At 67.1% G+C, this 14,663-nt stretch carries 12 protein-coding genes and 4 pseudogenes; 5 read left to right on the plus strand and 11 right to left on the minus strand.

Annotated features, from left to right (window positions below):
- Window positions 1–117: 117 nt before the first annotated feature.
- Window positions 118–504 carry a hypothetical protein gene (locus GNX96_RS50520; protein ID WP_279579923.1) on the plus strand — a complete coding sequence of 129 codons (387 nt, stop codon included), beginning with the start codon at window positions 118–120 and terminating at the stop codon, window positions 502–504.
- A gap of 4 nt (window positions 505–508) precedes the next feature.
- Here GNX96_RS50520 and GNX96_RS10175 read toward each other — a convergent pair whose 3' ends face one another.
- Window positions 509–1,384, minus strand: a complete 876-nt coding sequence (locus GNX96_RS10175) for a penicillin-binding transpeptidase domain-containing protein (RefSeq protein WP_163567880.1) — start codon at window positions 1,382–1,384, stop codon at window positions 509–511.
- Entirely contained in the window at window positions 1,381–2,460 is a 1,080-nt protein-coding gene (locus GNX96_RS10180) for a transglycosylase domain-containing protein (RefSeq protein ID WP_163567881.1), read from the minus strand. The genes GNX96_RS10175 and GNX96_RS10180 overlap by 4 nt, the downstream gene beginning before the upstream one ends.
- A 248-nt stretch (window positions 2,461–2,708) precedes the next feature.
- Here GNX96_RS10180 and GNX96_RS10185 point away from each other — a divergent pair, with 248 nt between their 5' ends.
- On the plus strand, window positions 2,709–3,035 hold the full coding sequence (locus GNX96_RS10185; protein ID WP_163567882.1) for a hypothetical protein: 327 nt from the start codon (window positions 2,709–2,711) through the stop codon (window positions 3,033–3,035).
- A 125-nt stretch (window positions 3,036–3,160) separates the two neighbouring features.
- Here GNX96_RS10185 and GNX96_RS10190 read toward each other — a convergent pair whose 3' ends face one another.
- Window positions 3,161–3,646, minus strand: coding sequence for a DUF5318 family protein (locus GNX96_RS10190; RefSeq protein WP_279579924.1), 486 nt, complete (start codon window positions 3,644–3,646; stop codon window positions 3,161–3,163).
- A 121-nt stretch (window positions 3,647–3,767) separates the two neighbouring features.
- Here GNX96_RS10190 and GNX96_RS10195 point away from each other — a divergent pair, with 121 nt between their 5' ends.
- Both GNX96_RS10195 and GNX96_RS10200 read left to right on the plus strand, forming a co-directional pair.
- On the plus strand, window positions 3,768–4,340 hold the full coding sequence (locus GNX96_RS10195; RefSeq protein ID WP_163567884.1) for a PadR family transcriptional regulator: 573 nt from the start codon (window positions 3,768–3,770) through the stop codon (window positions 4,338–4,340).
- A 16-nt stretch (window positions 4,341–4,356) separates the two neighbouring features.
- Window positions 4,357–5,440, plus strand: a pseudogene (locus GNX96_RS10200) (inositol-3-phosphate synthase).
- Here GNX96_RS10200 and GNX96_RS10205 read toward each other — a convergent pair.
- Window positions 5,437–5,916: an NUDIX hydrolase gene (locus GNX96_RS10205; protein WP_163567885.1), complete on the minus strand. Its 480-nt coding sequence runs from the start codon at window positions 5,914–5,916 to the stop codon at window positions 5,437–5,439. The pseudogene GNX96_RS10200 and the gene GNX96_RS10205 overlap by 4 nt on opposite strands.
- Before the next feature lie 235 nt (window positions 5,917–6,151).
- Window positions 6,152–6,475 (minus strand): hypothetical protein, encoded by a 324-nt coding sequence (locus GNX96_RS50525; RefSeq protein ID WP_279579925.1) that lies wholly within the window; start codon window positions 6,473–6,475, stop codon window positions 6,152–6,154.
- Here GNX96_RS50525 and GNX96_RS10210 point away from each other — a divergent pair.
- Window positions 6,450–7,388, plus strand: coding sequence for an MFS transporter (locus GNX96_RS10210; RefSeq protein ID WP_279579926.1), 939 nt, complete (start codon window positions 6,450–6,452; stop codon window positions 7,386–7,388). The two genes, GNX96_RS50525 and GNX96_RS10210, sit on opposite strands and share 26 nt — an antisense overlap.
- Window positions 7,389–7,618: 230 nt before the next feature.
- Here GNX96_RS10210 and GNX96_RS10215 read toward each other — a convergent pair whose 3' ends face one another.
- The 6 genes and pseudogenes from GNX96_RS10215 to GNX96_RS10240 all read right to left on the minus strand — a co-directional run.
- Window positions 7,619–8,332, minus strand: coding sequence for an SRPBCC family protein (locus GNX96_RS10215; protein ID WP_163567887.1), 714 nt, complete (start codon window positions 8,330–8,332; stop codon window positions 7,619–7,621).
- An 81-nt stretch (window positions 8,333–8,413) separates the two neighbouring features.
- Window positions 8,414–9,269: pseudogene (locus GNX96_RS10220) on the minus strand (FAD binding domain-containing protein).
- Window positions 9,266–11,691, minus strand: a pseudogene (locus GNX96_RS10225) (xanthine dehydrogenase family protein molybdopterin-binding subunit). Before GNX96_RS10225 ends, GNX96_RS10220 begins: the two co-directional pseudogenes overlap by 4 nt.
- Window positions 11,688–12,191, minus strand: a complete 504-nt coding sequence (locus GNX96_RS10230; protein ID WP_163567888.1) for a (2Fe-2S)-binding protein — start codon at window positions 12,189–12,191, stop codon at window positions 11,688–11,690. Before GNX96_RS10230 ends, GNX96_RS10225 begins: the two are co-directional and overlap by 4 nt.
- A 519-nt stretch (window positions 12,192–12,710) precedes the next feature.
- Complete coding sequence (locus GNX96_RS10235; protein ID WP_163567889.1) at window positions 12,711–13,826, minus strand: XdhC family protein; 1,116 nt, start codon at window positions 13,824–13,826, stop codon at window positions 12,711–12,713.
- A pseudogene (locus GNX96_RS10240) lies at window positions 13,819–14,633 on the minus strand (vWA domain-containing protein); the annotation flags it as partial. The pseudogene GNX96_RS10240 and the gene GNX96_RS10235, both read right to left, overlap by 8 nt.
- Window positions 14,634–14,663 lie beyond the last annotated feature (30 nt).

Genomic DNA, 14,663 nt, shown 5'->3' on the forward strand with positions numbered 1-14,663 from the left:
CACCAGCCACACCGGCAACGCGGCCAGCAGCATCATGGCACCCGTCAGCACCGGATACTCCACATACTGCAGGGTGTCGTTCGGGTCGTCGGTCCGCTTCTGTACGTATGGGATGCGGTGCTTGTCGAGCCCTTCCGAGCCGTAGAGCGCCAACACGTCGGTGTAGCAGCCGCGGACGTACTGGTTGTTGTTCGTCCACCGGCCGTCCGCGCAGGGCTCCTTCTGCAGCCAGGCAAGCGCCAGCACGGCCAGCGTGATCGCCAGCACCACCCGCATCGGGGTCCAGAACCGCGGCCGGCCGGACTCGCCGGCATGCTGGCCGAGCGGGCCGCCGAGCAGGCCCGACATGCCGGCCACGAACCGGTCGGTACGCGATGGAGCGACCACCGTGGTGCCGCTGTCGTGTCGTCGCTGCCGGTATCGCTGCCGCCTCGCTGGCCTCACTCACGCCGAAGATCCCCCGCTCGTACGAAAGAACCCCCGCCGGGTGGGCGGGGGTTCTGAGAACTCACTGATCCGTGCCACCTGGAAATCCTGGCACTCCGTGGCTGGGCCGTCCTGTCGGGCCCACCGACGGGATCCCACCGCCCGGGCCACCAGGGTTCGGCGACGGCGACCCGGACGGATTCAGGCTCGGGTTGGCCGTCGGGGTGGGCGGCGCCAGATGGCCGTTGCCCATGCTGTCGTCGCCGATGTACTTCGGGTCCGGCAACGCCTCGACGTCCTGGCCCTTCAGGGCGCCGTTCATGGTCCCCTGCCAGACCAGATACGGCAGGCCGGAGCCATAGACGATGTTGCCCGCGCTGTTGACAATGGGCCCGTCATTCCCAGCACGGCCCACCCACACGGCGGTGGCCAGTTGCGGCGTGAACCCGCACATCCAGGCGTGCGCGTTCTGGTCGGTGTGTTTGTACTGGGCCGTGCCGGTCTTGCCGGCGGCGATCCGCCCGTCGTCAAGCGGGCCATGCGGCGCCGACGCGACCACCGTCTGCATGGCGAAGGTGGCATCGGCCGCCACGTCCGCGCTGAATGCCTGGGTGGTCTTGGGCGTGCCCTGGTAGACCATGCCACCGCTGCTCTGCTTGACGGTCTGCACGAAATACGCGTCGGCGTGCACGCCCTTGGCGGCGAAGGTGGCGAAACCGTCAGCCTGGTCAAGGACCGAAATGCTGAGCTGTCCGAGGGCGACGTCCCGGATAGCCGGGTCTGTCAGGTCGGCGATCGGCTTGTCGTTGATAGTGCGGATCCCCGACGCGGCCGCCCGGTCCAGGACCTTGGAAGCCCCGACCTTCTTGGTGACGGCGTAGAACGTCGTGTTCAGCGACATCTTCGTCGCCTCGATCAGCGTGCAGTTGCCGCAGGACTCGCCGTCGGAGTTCTTCACCGGCTTGGGCTCGTTGGGAAGGTCTGGTTGTCCGAGCCGTTCCACACCGACTTGATGCTGATCCCCTGGCTGATCGCCTCAGCTAGCGCGTACGCCTTGAACGAGGAGCCTGGTGGGTGGGAGTGGACAGCGGCGTCGAACCCGCCGAAGCCACCCTCGCCGCCGTAATAAGCCTTGACCTGCCCGGTGCCGGGCTGGACCGACACAGCCGCGGCGCCGAGCACCTTGGGCTGGTCGGAAAACACCGTCGTCCGCGAGCCGACCATGGCGTTCTGAGCCTGTAGCGAGATGGTGCTGACGATCTGCAGACCGCCGGTCTCCAACTGCTGTTCGTTGATGCCGTGCTGAGCGAGCTCGGCGGCGATCCGCTGGACGATGATGCCCTTCCAGCCGTCCAGACCCGATGACACGCCGTAGCCGTTCTTGCGGGGCAGCGTCGTCGGATAGGCAGTCGAGTCGCGCTCGGACTTGCTGATCTTGCCGAGAGTGACCAGGCCGTCCATCACGTAATCCCAACGCTTGCGCGCCGCGTCCGGGTGCAGCCCGGGGTCGTACCCGCCGTCGGGCTGCTTGACCAGGCCGGCGAGCAGCGCGCCCTGGGCGTACGACAGCTGGCTGGCATTGATCCCGAAGAACGCCTGCGACGCGGTCTGAATGCCGTACGAGCCGCGGCCAAAGAAGATCGTGTTCAGGTAGAACCCCATGATCTGGTCTTTGGAGTACTTCTGGTCGGCCTTGGTGGCCAACACGATTTCCTTGAGCTTGCGGGTGACCGTCTGCTCGTTGGTCAGATAGGTGTTCTTCACGTACTGCTGGGTGATCGTTGAACCACCCTGCACGTCGCCGCCGGTCAAGGTGGACCACAGCGCGCGCAGGATGCCGGTCGGGGAGATGCCGCTGTTCTCGTAGAAAGTCCGGTCCTCGGCCGACACCATCGCGAACTGCATCGGCTTAGAGATCTGGCTGATGTCGACGTCCGTACGATTCTGGGCGCCAATCCTGGCCAGGACCGTCTTGCCGTCGTCGTAGTAGATCGTCGAGACCTGCTTGTTCGGGATCTGGTTCGGCAGCGGCACCTGGACCGCCGCAAAGCCCGGCGCCGACACCGCCGAAGAGCAGCAGGAGCACCACGAAGCTGGCGATCAGCGCGATCCGGCGCCGCCGCTTGCGCTTGCGCGGGTCCTTCTTCTTCTTGCCGCCGCGACCAGGGTCATTGCCGTTGCCACCCGGCTTGCGAGGCCCACCGGGTCCACCGGGTCCGCCAGGACGGCCCGGTCCACCTGGGCCGCTGCCCCCCGGGCCGGCAGGGCCGCTGCCGTAGACGGTGCCCCGCGAGGAGTCACCGGACCGGGGCGGTAGCCCGGCCGGCGGTCGGCCGTACGTGCCGCCACCACCGACGCTGGCCGAGCCGACCCGGGCGCTGCCGCTGGAGCGCCCCGCGGCTGGCCGTGGCGGGGGATTGCCGCTGGATGAGTTGATTCGCGGAGTTCCGCCGCTGGAGCCGACGCTCGACGAGCCCACGCACCGAGGCGCGGCCCGGTTGGCTGCTGTCGGTGCCGCGTGGCGGCACCGATGCCGAGCCGTAGGTCGACTCGCGTCGGCTGCGGGTGGGGTCGGCTGGGCCGCCCGGACCGGAACCGACACTGGCTGATCCGCGAATGGGCTTCGGAGAGTCCATGGCCCCACGATGCGACAGGACGGCTCCAATCTCCAAACCGCCGGCATGTCACCGGGCGGGAAACCGACGCCCGCTCGGTGGGCCGATGGAGGGAGGCTCTAGCCGTCCCTGCCTGCGCGGCGCACCGTTGCGCGGGTGGACTCTTCGTCCGACGTACCGAGGCCATCATGGCCGAGGGTGAACTTCACCACGAGATGATTCCAAAAACAGCCCCGGCAGACCTCAACAACGTACACGTCGAACGCATCGTGGATCGTCGCGAGTGTCGCCAGCTCCGCGGAAGCACGGGCCTGACCAGCCGAACTGCGTAGTTCGTCACCGTAAATATAGTTAACATGCCAAAGGTTTTCGCGGCGACAAACCGGACAATGAACATCAGACATCTCACCGTGATACTTAGCGGCACTTACCAGATAGGGCGACGCATCACAGACTTCGCTGGTGCCGACCCGGCCGGAGTAGACCTCGCGCAACAGCGCACGGCGCTGAAGTGCGTAGTCAACAACCAGTCGTCGGGTCCTCACGGGGGCGAGACTACGCCGGGACCACCCCGTTCGTCCGGTGATCAAATTCTCAGCGCCCATAACGGCCTGGGGGAGCTTGCACGCGTACGGACCGGGTCAACCCACAGTGGATTCACAGCGTTCCGGTGGGTCTCGTTTCGATGTATCGTCTCGATATATCGCGCGTCCGAGGGGGGTTGCCGTGCTGGAACTGGCCATCCTCGGGGTGCTGCACCGAAGTCCCATGCACGGGTACGAACTTCGTAAACAGCTCTCGGTGCTGCTCGGTCCGTTCCGGGCCGCCATTTCGTACGGATCGCTTTACCCGAGCCTGCGCCGGATGCAGTGCGCCGGCTGGATCTCCGAGCGCCAGCCTGATCCGGCCGACGAGCCGCCACCGCTGACCGGTCGCCGCGGTCGGGTGGTCTACACGCTTACCGCGGACGGCAAGGCACGGTTCGCCGGCCTACTGGCCGCGGTTGGCCCGGAGACGTACGACGACGCGGCATTCGGAGTGCACTTCGCGTTCTTCTCCCGAACGGACGCGGCGACCAGGCTGCGCATCCTGGAGGGCCGCCGGCGCCGCGTCGAGGAGCGCCGGGACACCCTCCGGGACGCGCTGGCCCGGACGGTGGACCGGATCGACGCGTACACCCTCGAGCTCCAGCGGCACGGCCTGGAGTCGGTGGACCGGGAGGTGCGCTGGCTGGAGGAACTGATCGCCACCGAGCGGGCCGGCCGGCCGCCGCGGATCACCAAGACTGACAACGAATAACAGGAGGGCTCCAAACATGGGATCGGTACGGGTCGCCATTGTCGGCGTGGGAAACTGCGCCTCCTCGCTGGTGCAGGGCGTGCAGTATTACCGGGACGCGGACCCCGGTGGCCGGGTGCCCGGGCTGATGCACGTGGTGTTCGGCGACTACCACGTTAATGACGTGGAGTTCGTCGCCGCTTTCGACGTGGACGCGAAGAAAGTCGGCCATGATCTCGCGGACGCGATCCTCGCCAGCGAGAACAACACCATCAAACTCGCGGACGTGCCACCGACCGGTGTCACCGTGCAGCGCGGGCCAACCATGGACGGGCTGGGAAAGTACTACCAGCAGACAATCACCGAAGCCGATGGCGATCCGGTCGACGTGGTCGGGAGACTGCGTGAATGCGGCGCGGACGTCCTGGTTTCCTATCTCCCGGTGGGATCCGAGCAGGCCGACCGCTTCTACGCCCAGTGCGCGATCGACGCGGGCGTCGCGTTTGTCAACGCCCTCCCGGTTTTCATCGCGTCGGACCCCGTGTGGGCGGCGAAGTTCACCGAGGCCGGCGTACCGATCATCGGTGACGACATCAAGTCCCAGGTCGGTGTGCCACCATCACCCATCGGGTGCTGGCGAAACTGTTCGAGGACCGCGGGGTGGTGCTGGATCGTACGATGCAGCTCAACGTCGGCGGCAACATGGACTTCATGAACATGTTGGAGCGGGAGCGGCTGGAATCCAAGAAGGTCTCCAAAACTCAGTCGGTCACCTCGCAGTTGTCCCCCACGACCTCGGCGCCGGCAACGTCCACATCGGACCGTCTGACTACGTGCAGTGGCTGGACGACCGTAAATGGGCATATGTACGCCTGGAAGGCCGCGCTTTCGGGGACGTCCCGTTGAATCTGGAATACAAGCTGGAAGTTTGGGATTCACCGAACTCGGCCGGCATCATCATCGACGCCATTCGGGCCGCCAAGATCGCGAAGGATCGCGGGGTCGGCGGCCCGCTGCTCTCGGCGGCCAGCTATTTCATGAAATCGCCACCGGAGCAGTATTCCGACTCGCAGGCACGGGACGCGGTCGAGCAGTTCATCCGCGGCGAGGTGGAGCGCTAAACCAGCCGGCGGTAGCCGGAGTCGATCCGCTGGACCGCCACGTGGAACGGCTCCGGCGGCTGGCCACGCCGGTGCGGCCACCAGCGGGCGATGACGACCGACGTGACCGGGCCGAGCTGCTCCGCCGGCACGTCGGCTGGGTCCAGGTATGCGGCCTCGGTGATCTCATCCGGCACTCGGGTCAGCGGGTCGACACCGTCGTCGACCGGCTCGGCGACGAAGAACGCGCCGACGCTGTTTCGCCGTACCGACGGCCTGACCAGCAGGTAACTGCAGACCAGCGGACCGGCGACGGTCTGGATCCCGGCCTCCTCGTCCACCTCCCGGACCACCGTCTGCTCCAGCAGCTCGCCAGGCTCCTGACCGCCGCCGGGGCACTCCCACCGCTCGCCGCTGGCCCGGCTCTGCCGTACCAGCAGGAGCCGGTCCTGCTCGGGCGTACGACCGCGTCGCAGCACCAAGCCGCTGGCCACCATCGACGTCCGCCAGCCTGTCGAAACCGCCGTTTCTCCCACGGTCGGCGATGCTGCCAGAAATCACCCGCCCGGTGGTGGACTCTCGGACAGTTTTCAGTGATACCTGAGATGTCGTCGCGGATCGCTCTCGCGGGCGAATCGGCGGAGTGCGCCGCTCGCCTAGGCTGACTGGATGGCAACCACGGCAGTCACCGACTTGCGGGCGATCCTCGCTCGCGGTGACTTCCAGCGGTTGCTAGCCGTCCGGTTCGCCACCCAGGTCGCGGACGGGGTTTTCCAGGCCAGTCTCGCCGGGTCGGTGCTGTTCAACCCGGATCGACAGGCGGACGCACTGAAAGTAGCCCTCGGGTTCGCGATTCTGCTGCTGCCTTACTCGCTCGTGGGTCCGTTCGCCGGCGTCCTCATCGACCGTTTCCGGCGGCGGAACATCCTGGTGGTGGCGAGCCTGCTGCGTACGCTCATGATGCCGGTGGTCGCCGGCGTGTGTGGTTCGGCGATCAGGGCATCCCGTTTTTTTCCTGTTCGCGCTGGTGGTGATTCTCAGCGTCAACCGGTTCATGCTGTCCGCCCTGTCCGCCGCGGTACCGCACGTCACCGACCCGGACCGACTGGTCACCGCGAACTCGGTGTCCAGCACCGGTGGCACACTTTTCTTCGCGCTCGGCGGCGGCCTCGGCATCGCCCTGAAACACTTCACCGAGCGGGGCGATCACGGCTACGCGGTGGTGGCCGCTTCGGCGCTGCTCGGCTGCCTCATCGCGGCCCTGCTCGCGACCGGCTTCACATCGGACCAACTCGGTCCCGACGCACACGAACGAGCTCGCCGGGAAACCGTGTCGTCCGTCGTACGCGGGATGGCCGCCGGCATCCGGCACGTCGGCCAGCGGCGGAGCACCGGCTATCTGCTGCTGGCGATCACTGGCCACCGGGTGCTTTTCGGCGTACTGACGATCCTTACGTTGCTGCTGTGCCGCAACTACTTCCACAGCGGCCTCACCGGCGTCGCTTACGTCGGCGTCGCCATCGCGACCGGCTCGTTCATCGCCGCCGTCGTCACCCCATGGGCGACCCGCAAGATCGCTTCCCGGAGCTGGGTCACCCTGTTGCTGGTCGCCGCCGCAGCCGCCGAACTCGCCGGCGGCCTGCCCTTTCACCCTGCCGGCATGGTCGTCGGCGGCTTGCTGGTCGGCCTCGCCGGCCAGGGCATCAAAATCGTCACGGACACGTCGGTGCAGGTCGAATGCGAGGACGACTTTCGCGGCCGGGTCTTCAGCGCATACGACACGCTCTTCAACGTCGCGATGGTGGCCGGCCTGCTGATCGGCGCGATGACCCTGCCGGACACCGGAAAGTCCTACGCCGTGCTGGTCGGCGTCGCCCTCGGCTACGCGGTCGTCGGCGTCGCGTACAGCCTGCTGGCCTCCCGCTGGGACCGCCGGTTGCTTTCCCGTACGGACCAAAAACGCGCCTGATCGCGGTCCCCGCGAACACCAGGTGCGGCGCGAAACTGTCGTACCCCATCCGAAAAATCACCCCCACCCAGTGACGGGTGGGGGGTGGGTTTGAGGACCGATGTTCAACTAAAAATTAAGGTCTACCTCTCGACCCACCCCCCGCCCGTTCAAAGGGAGGGGGAAAGAAAAACAGACACCTACGACAGTTTCGCGCCGCACATGCCTCACGACTCTCGAAACCGAATCTGCTAGACGCGGCGTTTCCGGCGCCGACGTACGACGACGAAAATCAGCAGGGCCACCCCGGCCACCGCCACGATCGGCACCAGCCGCTGCATCAACGGTCCGCCGGCGGTGCCGAGCAGATCGATCGGCTCGACCATGGGCTCGTCCGCGAAGTCCCGACGCGGCGCCACGGCCGGTACGGACTCAGCGGTCTCGGCCGGACCGGCGACTGCGGTTGGCTCGGCGGTCTCGGCTGGCTTGGTCGCAGAGGCAGCCGGCGGTGGGGCGGCCGGCTCGTCGCCGAGCCGCTTCGCGAGCGCGTCCGCGAACTGCCCGAGCAGCCGGTCACTGACGTCCTTGATCAGCCCGCGACCGAACTGCGCCGGGCGGCCGGTCACGTTCAGATCGGTGGTCGACGTGGCCTTGGTGGCTTTACCGTCCTCGGTCAGGGTGACGGTGATGGTGGCGGCGGCCGTACCGTTTCCCTTGCTGTCCTTGCCGGACGCCTTGATGACTGCCTTGTGAGCCGCGTCGTCGATCTCCACAAACTCGCCGGTGCCCTTGTAGAGCAGCGAAATCGGACCCAGCTTGACCTTGACGTTGCCGGCGAACGACTTGCCGTCGACCTCGGTGAGGGTGGCGCCGGGCATGCAGGGCGCCACCTTCTCCGGGTCGGTCAGCGCTTTCCACACCACGTCTATGGGCGCCGGTACGGAGAATTCGTGTTCCAGCTCCACTGTGCAACCTCCCCGCGGCACCGCGGGCCGCAGACTCCTTGTCGGATGTGCTCCGCGACCAACCCTAACTGTCTCGCGGAACTAGCCTCCGGCAGCGGCCACCAACGCACGCCCGGTCAGCACTCTCGCGAGGTGCTGGCGGTAGTCGGCGTCCGCATTGCTGTCGGTGCCGGGCGAGGTGCCCTCAGCGGCGTGTTCGGCGGCCGCGCGGATGGATTCCACGGTCGCCGGCTGGCCAACCAACGCGTTCTCCACGGCAGTTGCTCGTACGGGAGTGGACGCCATGTTGGTGAGCCCCACGCGGGCCTGCGCGATGGTGTCGCCCTCTACTCGTACGGCAGCACCGACCGCCACGATCGACCAGGCCTGCGCCACCCGGTTGAATTTCTCGTAGTGCGCCCCCCAACCGGTCAGCTTCGGCAGCCGGATCTCCACCAGGATCTCGTCGGCGGCGAGCGCGGTGGTGAAGTAGTCGACGAAGAACTCGGCGGCTGGCACCGTCCGGCGCCCGTCCGGGCCGGCGATGACCATTTCGGCCTCCACCGCGAGCGCGGGTGCGAGCAGGTCACCGGCCGGGTCCGCGTGCGCCAGCGCACCACCGAAAGTGCCGCGGTGGCGGACCTGCGGGTCAGCGACGGTGGCGGTAGCCGCCCCAATCAACCGAGCGTGCTCGGCGATCAGTGGGCTGCGGTCGACCTCGTAATGGGTGGTCATCGCACCAACCACCAGCGCGTCGCCATCCTCCCGAATACCCGCGCAGCTCCTCGATCTTTCCGAGGTCCACCACCATTTCCGGTGCGGCGAGGCGCATCCGTAGCACCGGCAGCAGGCTCTGCCCGCCACCGAGCACCTTCGCGTCCTCACCGGCCGCCACCAGGGCCTGCACCGCTTCGTCCACAGTGGACGGTGCGACGTACTCGAATGCCGCCGGGATCACCGGGCACCTCCACTCGCGTCGATCGACCCGAGGCCGCCACCGGCCGCTGACTGTCCACTATGGACAGCTGCCCACACTCGCATCGGTGTCAACGGCATCTCGATATCGGAGACACCCAGGTGGCGGGTCGCGTCCAATACGGAGTTGACCACCGCCGGGGTGGATGCGATGGTGCCTGCCTCGCCCACTCCCTTGACACCTAACGGATTCGTGGTCGCCGGGGTTTCCGTACGGTCAGTATCAAAATGCGGGAGGTCGGCGGCCGACGGCAGCAGATAGTCGGCGAACGTGCCGGTGGTGAGCGTGCCGTTTTCGTCGTACGTGGCACCTTCGTAGAGCGCCTGCGCGATGCCCTGCGCGAGACCGCCGTGCACCTGTCCCTCTACGATCAGCGGATTGACCACTTTGCCCACGTCGTCCACACAAACGTACTTGCGAATGCGGACCCTGCCGGTTTCGGTGTCGACCTCGGTGGCACAGAAATGGGTGCCATGTGGAAAAGAGAAGTTCTCCGGATCGAAGGTGGCATCGGAGTCCAGCGACGGTTCCATACCCTCCGGGAAATTGTGCGACAGGAAGGTGGCGAACGCGACTTCCTGGATCTGCACCCCGGCGTCGGTGCCGCGAAGCTGAACCTGCCGGCGTCGAATTCGACGTCGTCCTCGGACGCCTCCAGCAGGTGCGCGGCCACTCGTTTGGCCTTGGCGACGACTTTTTCGCACGCCTTGACCAAAGCGATGCCGCCGACCGGCAATGACCGGGAACCGTACGTGTCGAGGCCCTTGGGGGAGGACTGCGTGTCGCCATGCAACACTTCGATGTCCTCGAACGGAACGCCCAACTGGTCCGCGGCGATCTGACTCCATGCCGTCTCGTGGCCTTGGCCGTGTGGCGACGAACCAGTGACCACCTCCACCTTGCCAGTGGCCAACATTCGTACGCTCGCGTGCTCCCAACCACCGGCACCGGCGCCCAGAGCGCCCAACAGCCGGGACGGCGCGAGCCCGCACATTTCGGTGAACGTGGAAATCCCGATACCCAACTGCACCGGGTCTTTCGCTTCCCGGCGGCGCCGCTGCTCGGCACGCAACCCGTCGTAGTCGAAGATCTCCTTCGCCTTTTCGGTCGCCGCCTCGTAGTTTCCCGAGTCGTACGTCAGGCCGCCGGCGTTCGTATACGGGAATTCGGTGTTCTTGATCCAGTTCTGTTCGCGCAGTTCCAGCGGTTCCCGGCCGAGTTCCACCGCGAGCTCGTCGACGATCCGCTCGATCGCGAAAGTGGCCTCCGGGCGGCCAGCACCTCTGTACGCGTCTGTCGGCGTCTTGTTGGTCATCACGTCCGTACATGTGAACAAATAAGCCGGGATCTTGTAGATGGCTGGGAAAATAAAGCAGCCGAAGACCGGCACGGCAGGGGTGAACAGGCCGAAATACGCGCCCATGTCAGCGATCAACTCGGCCCTTAGCGCGGTGATCGTGCCATCCCGCTTCGCCGCGATGGTGATGTCCTGGATCTGATCCCGGCCGTGGTGCGCGGAAACCAGCGACTCGGACCTGGTCTCGGTCCATTTCACCGGCCGGCCGAGCCGGCGGGACACCAGCACGGACAGGACTTCCTCCGGCGTGACCTGCAGCTTGCCGCCAAAACCGCCGCCCACGTCCGGCGCGATGACCCGCAGTTTGCTTTCCGACAGGCCCAAAGTCACCGACATCATGGTTTTGAGAATGTGTGGGACCTGGGTCGACGACCACACGGTCAGCTGTTCGCTGGTCGGGTCGACGACCACAGAACGCGGCTCCATGAAAGCCGGAATCAACCGCTGCTGGCGGAAACGGCGTTTCACCACGATCTGGTCAGGATCGGCTTCGGCGGCCGCGATCGCCACGGTGGCGTCGCCACCGCTGCCGGCCGCAGCCGCGTCGAACGGGAAGAAGGCCCACTTGTTGCTGCCCATTTCGGCGTGTACGAGCGGGGATCCCTCAGACAGCGCGGATTCCAGGTCCAGGACCGGCGTCAACGGTTCGTAGTCGATCTCCACCGCATCGGCCGCGTCGCGAGCGGCCACCGCCGTACGGGCCACCACGACGGCGACGATCTCGCCGGCGAACCGTACCGTGTCGACCGCGAACACGTGCCGCGGTGGCGTGTCATCGGCGTTTATTGGCCAGCCACAAGGCAGGCCGGACTGTTCTGCGTCCAGGTCAGCACCGGTGTAGACAGCGCTGACACCCGGCATCGCCCGAGCGGCCTCGACATGGGCGCCGGTGATGCGGGCGCTCGCGTACGGGCTGCGGACCATCGAAATGTGCTGCATGCCGGCCAGCACGAGATTGTCCGTCCAGCGGGTCCGGCCGGTGATCAGTCGGGCGTCTTCCTTGCGAGTACGGGCTTTTCCGACTTCGGGCTCGGCGACGGAAGTCATGACTGGCTCCCCGCGGGCTGCTCGGCCGGCGTCTGCGCGGCACGGACCTTGCCGGCCGCGTCCTGCACGGCTCGAACGATGTTTTGATAGCCCGTACAACGGCAGAGGTTTCCCTCCAGGCCGTGCCTGACGGCTTCCTCCGACGGATCCGGGTTCTCCGTCAGCAGGTCGATCGACTGCATGATCATGCCCGGGGTGCAGTAGCCGCACTGCAGCGCGTGGTGTGTGTGAAATGCCTGCTGGACCGGGTGCAGCTGGCCATCTTTGGCGAGGCCCTCGATGGTGGTGATGTCAGCGGCGTCGGCCTGGACCGCGAGCACCGAGCACGACTTCACGCTCTGGCCGTTCAGATGCACGGTGCAGGCTCCACAGTTGCTGGTGTCGCAGCCGATCACGGTGCCGGTCTTGCCCACCTGCTCGCGCAGGTAGTGCACCAGCAGCGTGCGCGGCTCGACATCGTCGGTGTAGCTGGTGCCGTCCACTGTGACGGTGATGCGCATTCCGGCCTCCAGTGCTGGACTCGCCGCCGCTGCCGCGGCGGTTCGGACACGGCCGGCCGAGTCACCCTCAGGGTGATCCGGCTCACCCCGAAGCCTGCCCCGCCCGGACTGCTCAGACAAGTGCCGATCACCCGGCCGGGAGCCGCGTTTCCGCAGGTGCGGAGACATTCCGCCGATTGTCCCTTGCCTGCGGAACAGAACCGCGCCGATCGGACAGGTCACCCCACCCGGAGTCCCGGGGCTCGTGACCAACCGGCCCACTCACCTCACCCGCGACACGCCGAGTGGTGCGCGAAATTGTCGTAGGTGTCTGTTTTTCTTTCCCCCTCCCTTTGAACGGGCGGGGGGTGGGTCGAGAGGTGGACCTTAATTTTTAGTTGAACGTCGGTCCTCGAACCCGCCCCCCACCCGTCACTGGGTGGGGGCAAATCTGCCGGAGGGGTACGACAGTTTTTCGCGCCCCACCCACTTTTCGCGCTATCGAGTCCCGCACCGGCCCAGCGGCCGGAACTGCCGCCGTCAGCTGTGGATGGGGCCGCTGACTTCGGCGAGGCGCAGACCTTGGCCACCCCACTGCAGGGCGATCATTTCGGCGGCGATCGAGACAGCGGTTTCCTCCGGCGTACGAGCGCCGAGGTCCAGTCCGATCGGGGAGGCCAGCCGGTCCAGTTCCGTTTCGGTCAACCCGGCTTCGCGGAGGCGTTTGAGCCGGTCGTCGTGAGTGCGACGGGATCCCATCGCGCCGACGTACGCCAGCTCCAGCCGCAGGGCCACTTCCAGCACCGGTACGTCGAACTTCGGGTCGTGGGTGAGCACCGCGACCACCGTGCGGTTGTCCACTCGACCGGCGTCGGCCTCGGCCTTCAGGTAGCGGTGTGGCCAGTCGACGACCACCTCGTCGGCGTCCGGGAAGCGGGTGTTGGTAGCGAAAATCGGCCGCGCGTCGCAGACCGTGACGCGATATCCCAGGAACGAGCCCAGTTTCGCCATCGCGGAAGCGAAGTCGATCGCGCCGAAAACCAACATTCGGGGCGGTGGCTCGAAAGAGTTCACGAAGACCGACATGCCCTCACCGCGCCGCTGGCCGTCCGGGCCGTATTGCAGCGAGCCGGTACGGCCGGAGTTGAGCATGCCGCGAGCGTCGTCCAGGACCGCCGCGTCGGCCCGCTCGGAGCCGAGGCCGCCGGCGACCCGGTCGGGCCAGACGACGACCAACCGGCGGCCGAGCCACCGCGGATTCGGGTGGCGCACGACGGTCGCGACGGCCACCGGCTCTTCGGTACGGACGGACTCCACCACCCGCGACAACTCGGGGAAGGTGCCGGAATCGATCTTTTCCACATATACGTCAAGGATGCCACCGCAGGTCAGACCCACCGCGAAGGCATCGTCGTCGCTGACGCCATACCGCTGGAGCACCGGCTCCCCGTCGCCAAGCACCTCGTTCGCCAACTCGTAAACGGCTCCCTCGACGCAGCCGCCGGAGACGCTGCCGCTGGCGGTGCCATCGGTCCCGACCAGCATGGCAGCGCCGGCCGGGCGGGGCGCCGAGCGGAAGGTGGACACCACCGTTCCCAACCCCACCGACTCGCCCGCCTGCCAGCGTCGATAGAGCTCGTCCAGGACATCACGCATGCGGAACCTCCGTCCGGACGGACCCGGCTGGGGCGGCCGAATTCAGGACATGTGACCACAGCCGCCGCAAAGTAGCCAAACTGTGACCCGCTAACAACAGGTCAACATGCGGCAGCGCCGCCGCAATTCCCGACTGCACCGGAGCGTAACCCTGCCGGCCGGCGTGTGGGTTCACCCAGAACACCGCACGGGCCAGTCGGCGCAGCCGGGCCATCTGCTCGGCCAGCAGGTCGGTGTCTCCCCGCTCCCACACGTCCGAGAAGAGTACGACGACTGACTGGCGGGCGATCCCGCGTTGACCCCAGCGGTCCAGGAACGCACGCAGGGTTTTTCGCCGAGCCGGGTGCCGCCGTGGAAGTCCGGTACGGCCCGGCCGGCGGCGGCCAGCGCCGCCTCCGGGTCACGCAACCGCAACTGCCGGCTCACTCGGGTCAGCCGAGTGCCGACGGTGAAGACCTCGGTGCTGCCCGGACTGCGTCGGGCCACCGCGTGCGCGAACCGCAGCAGAGCGTCCGCGTACGGACTCATCGAACCTGAGACGTCGATCAACAGCACCACCCGGCGCGGCCGGTCACCCCGCCGTACGTGCCGGAGCCGAGCCGGTTCGCCGCCGGTGGCGAGCATCGCCCGGACCGTACGGCTGGCGTCCAGCCGGCCCCGCCGGGACGGCTTGGACCGCAGCGCCCGCCGGCGTGGCGGATCCAGCCGGAGGGTAGTCATCAACTGCCGCAGGTGATCACGTTCGGCAACGGTCAGCTCGGCGATGTCTCGGTGGTGCAGCACCTCGACATCACTGGCGAAGACCCGCCCCTCCTTGCCTCACTCACCCTCCTTGCC

The sequence above is a fragment of the Fodinicola feengrottensis genome, assembly GCF_010993775.1.
GTDB classification, from domain to species: domain Bacteria; phylum Actinomycetota; class Actinomycetes; order Mycobacteriales; family HKI-0501; genus Fodinicola; species Fodinicola feengrottensis.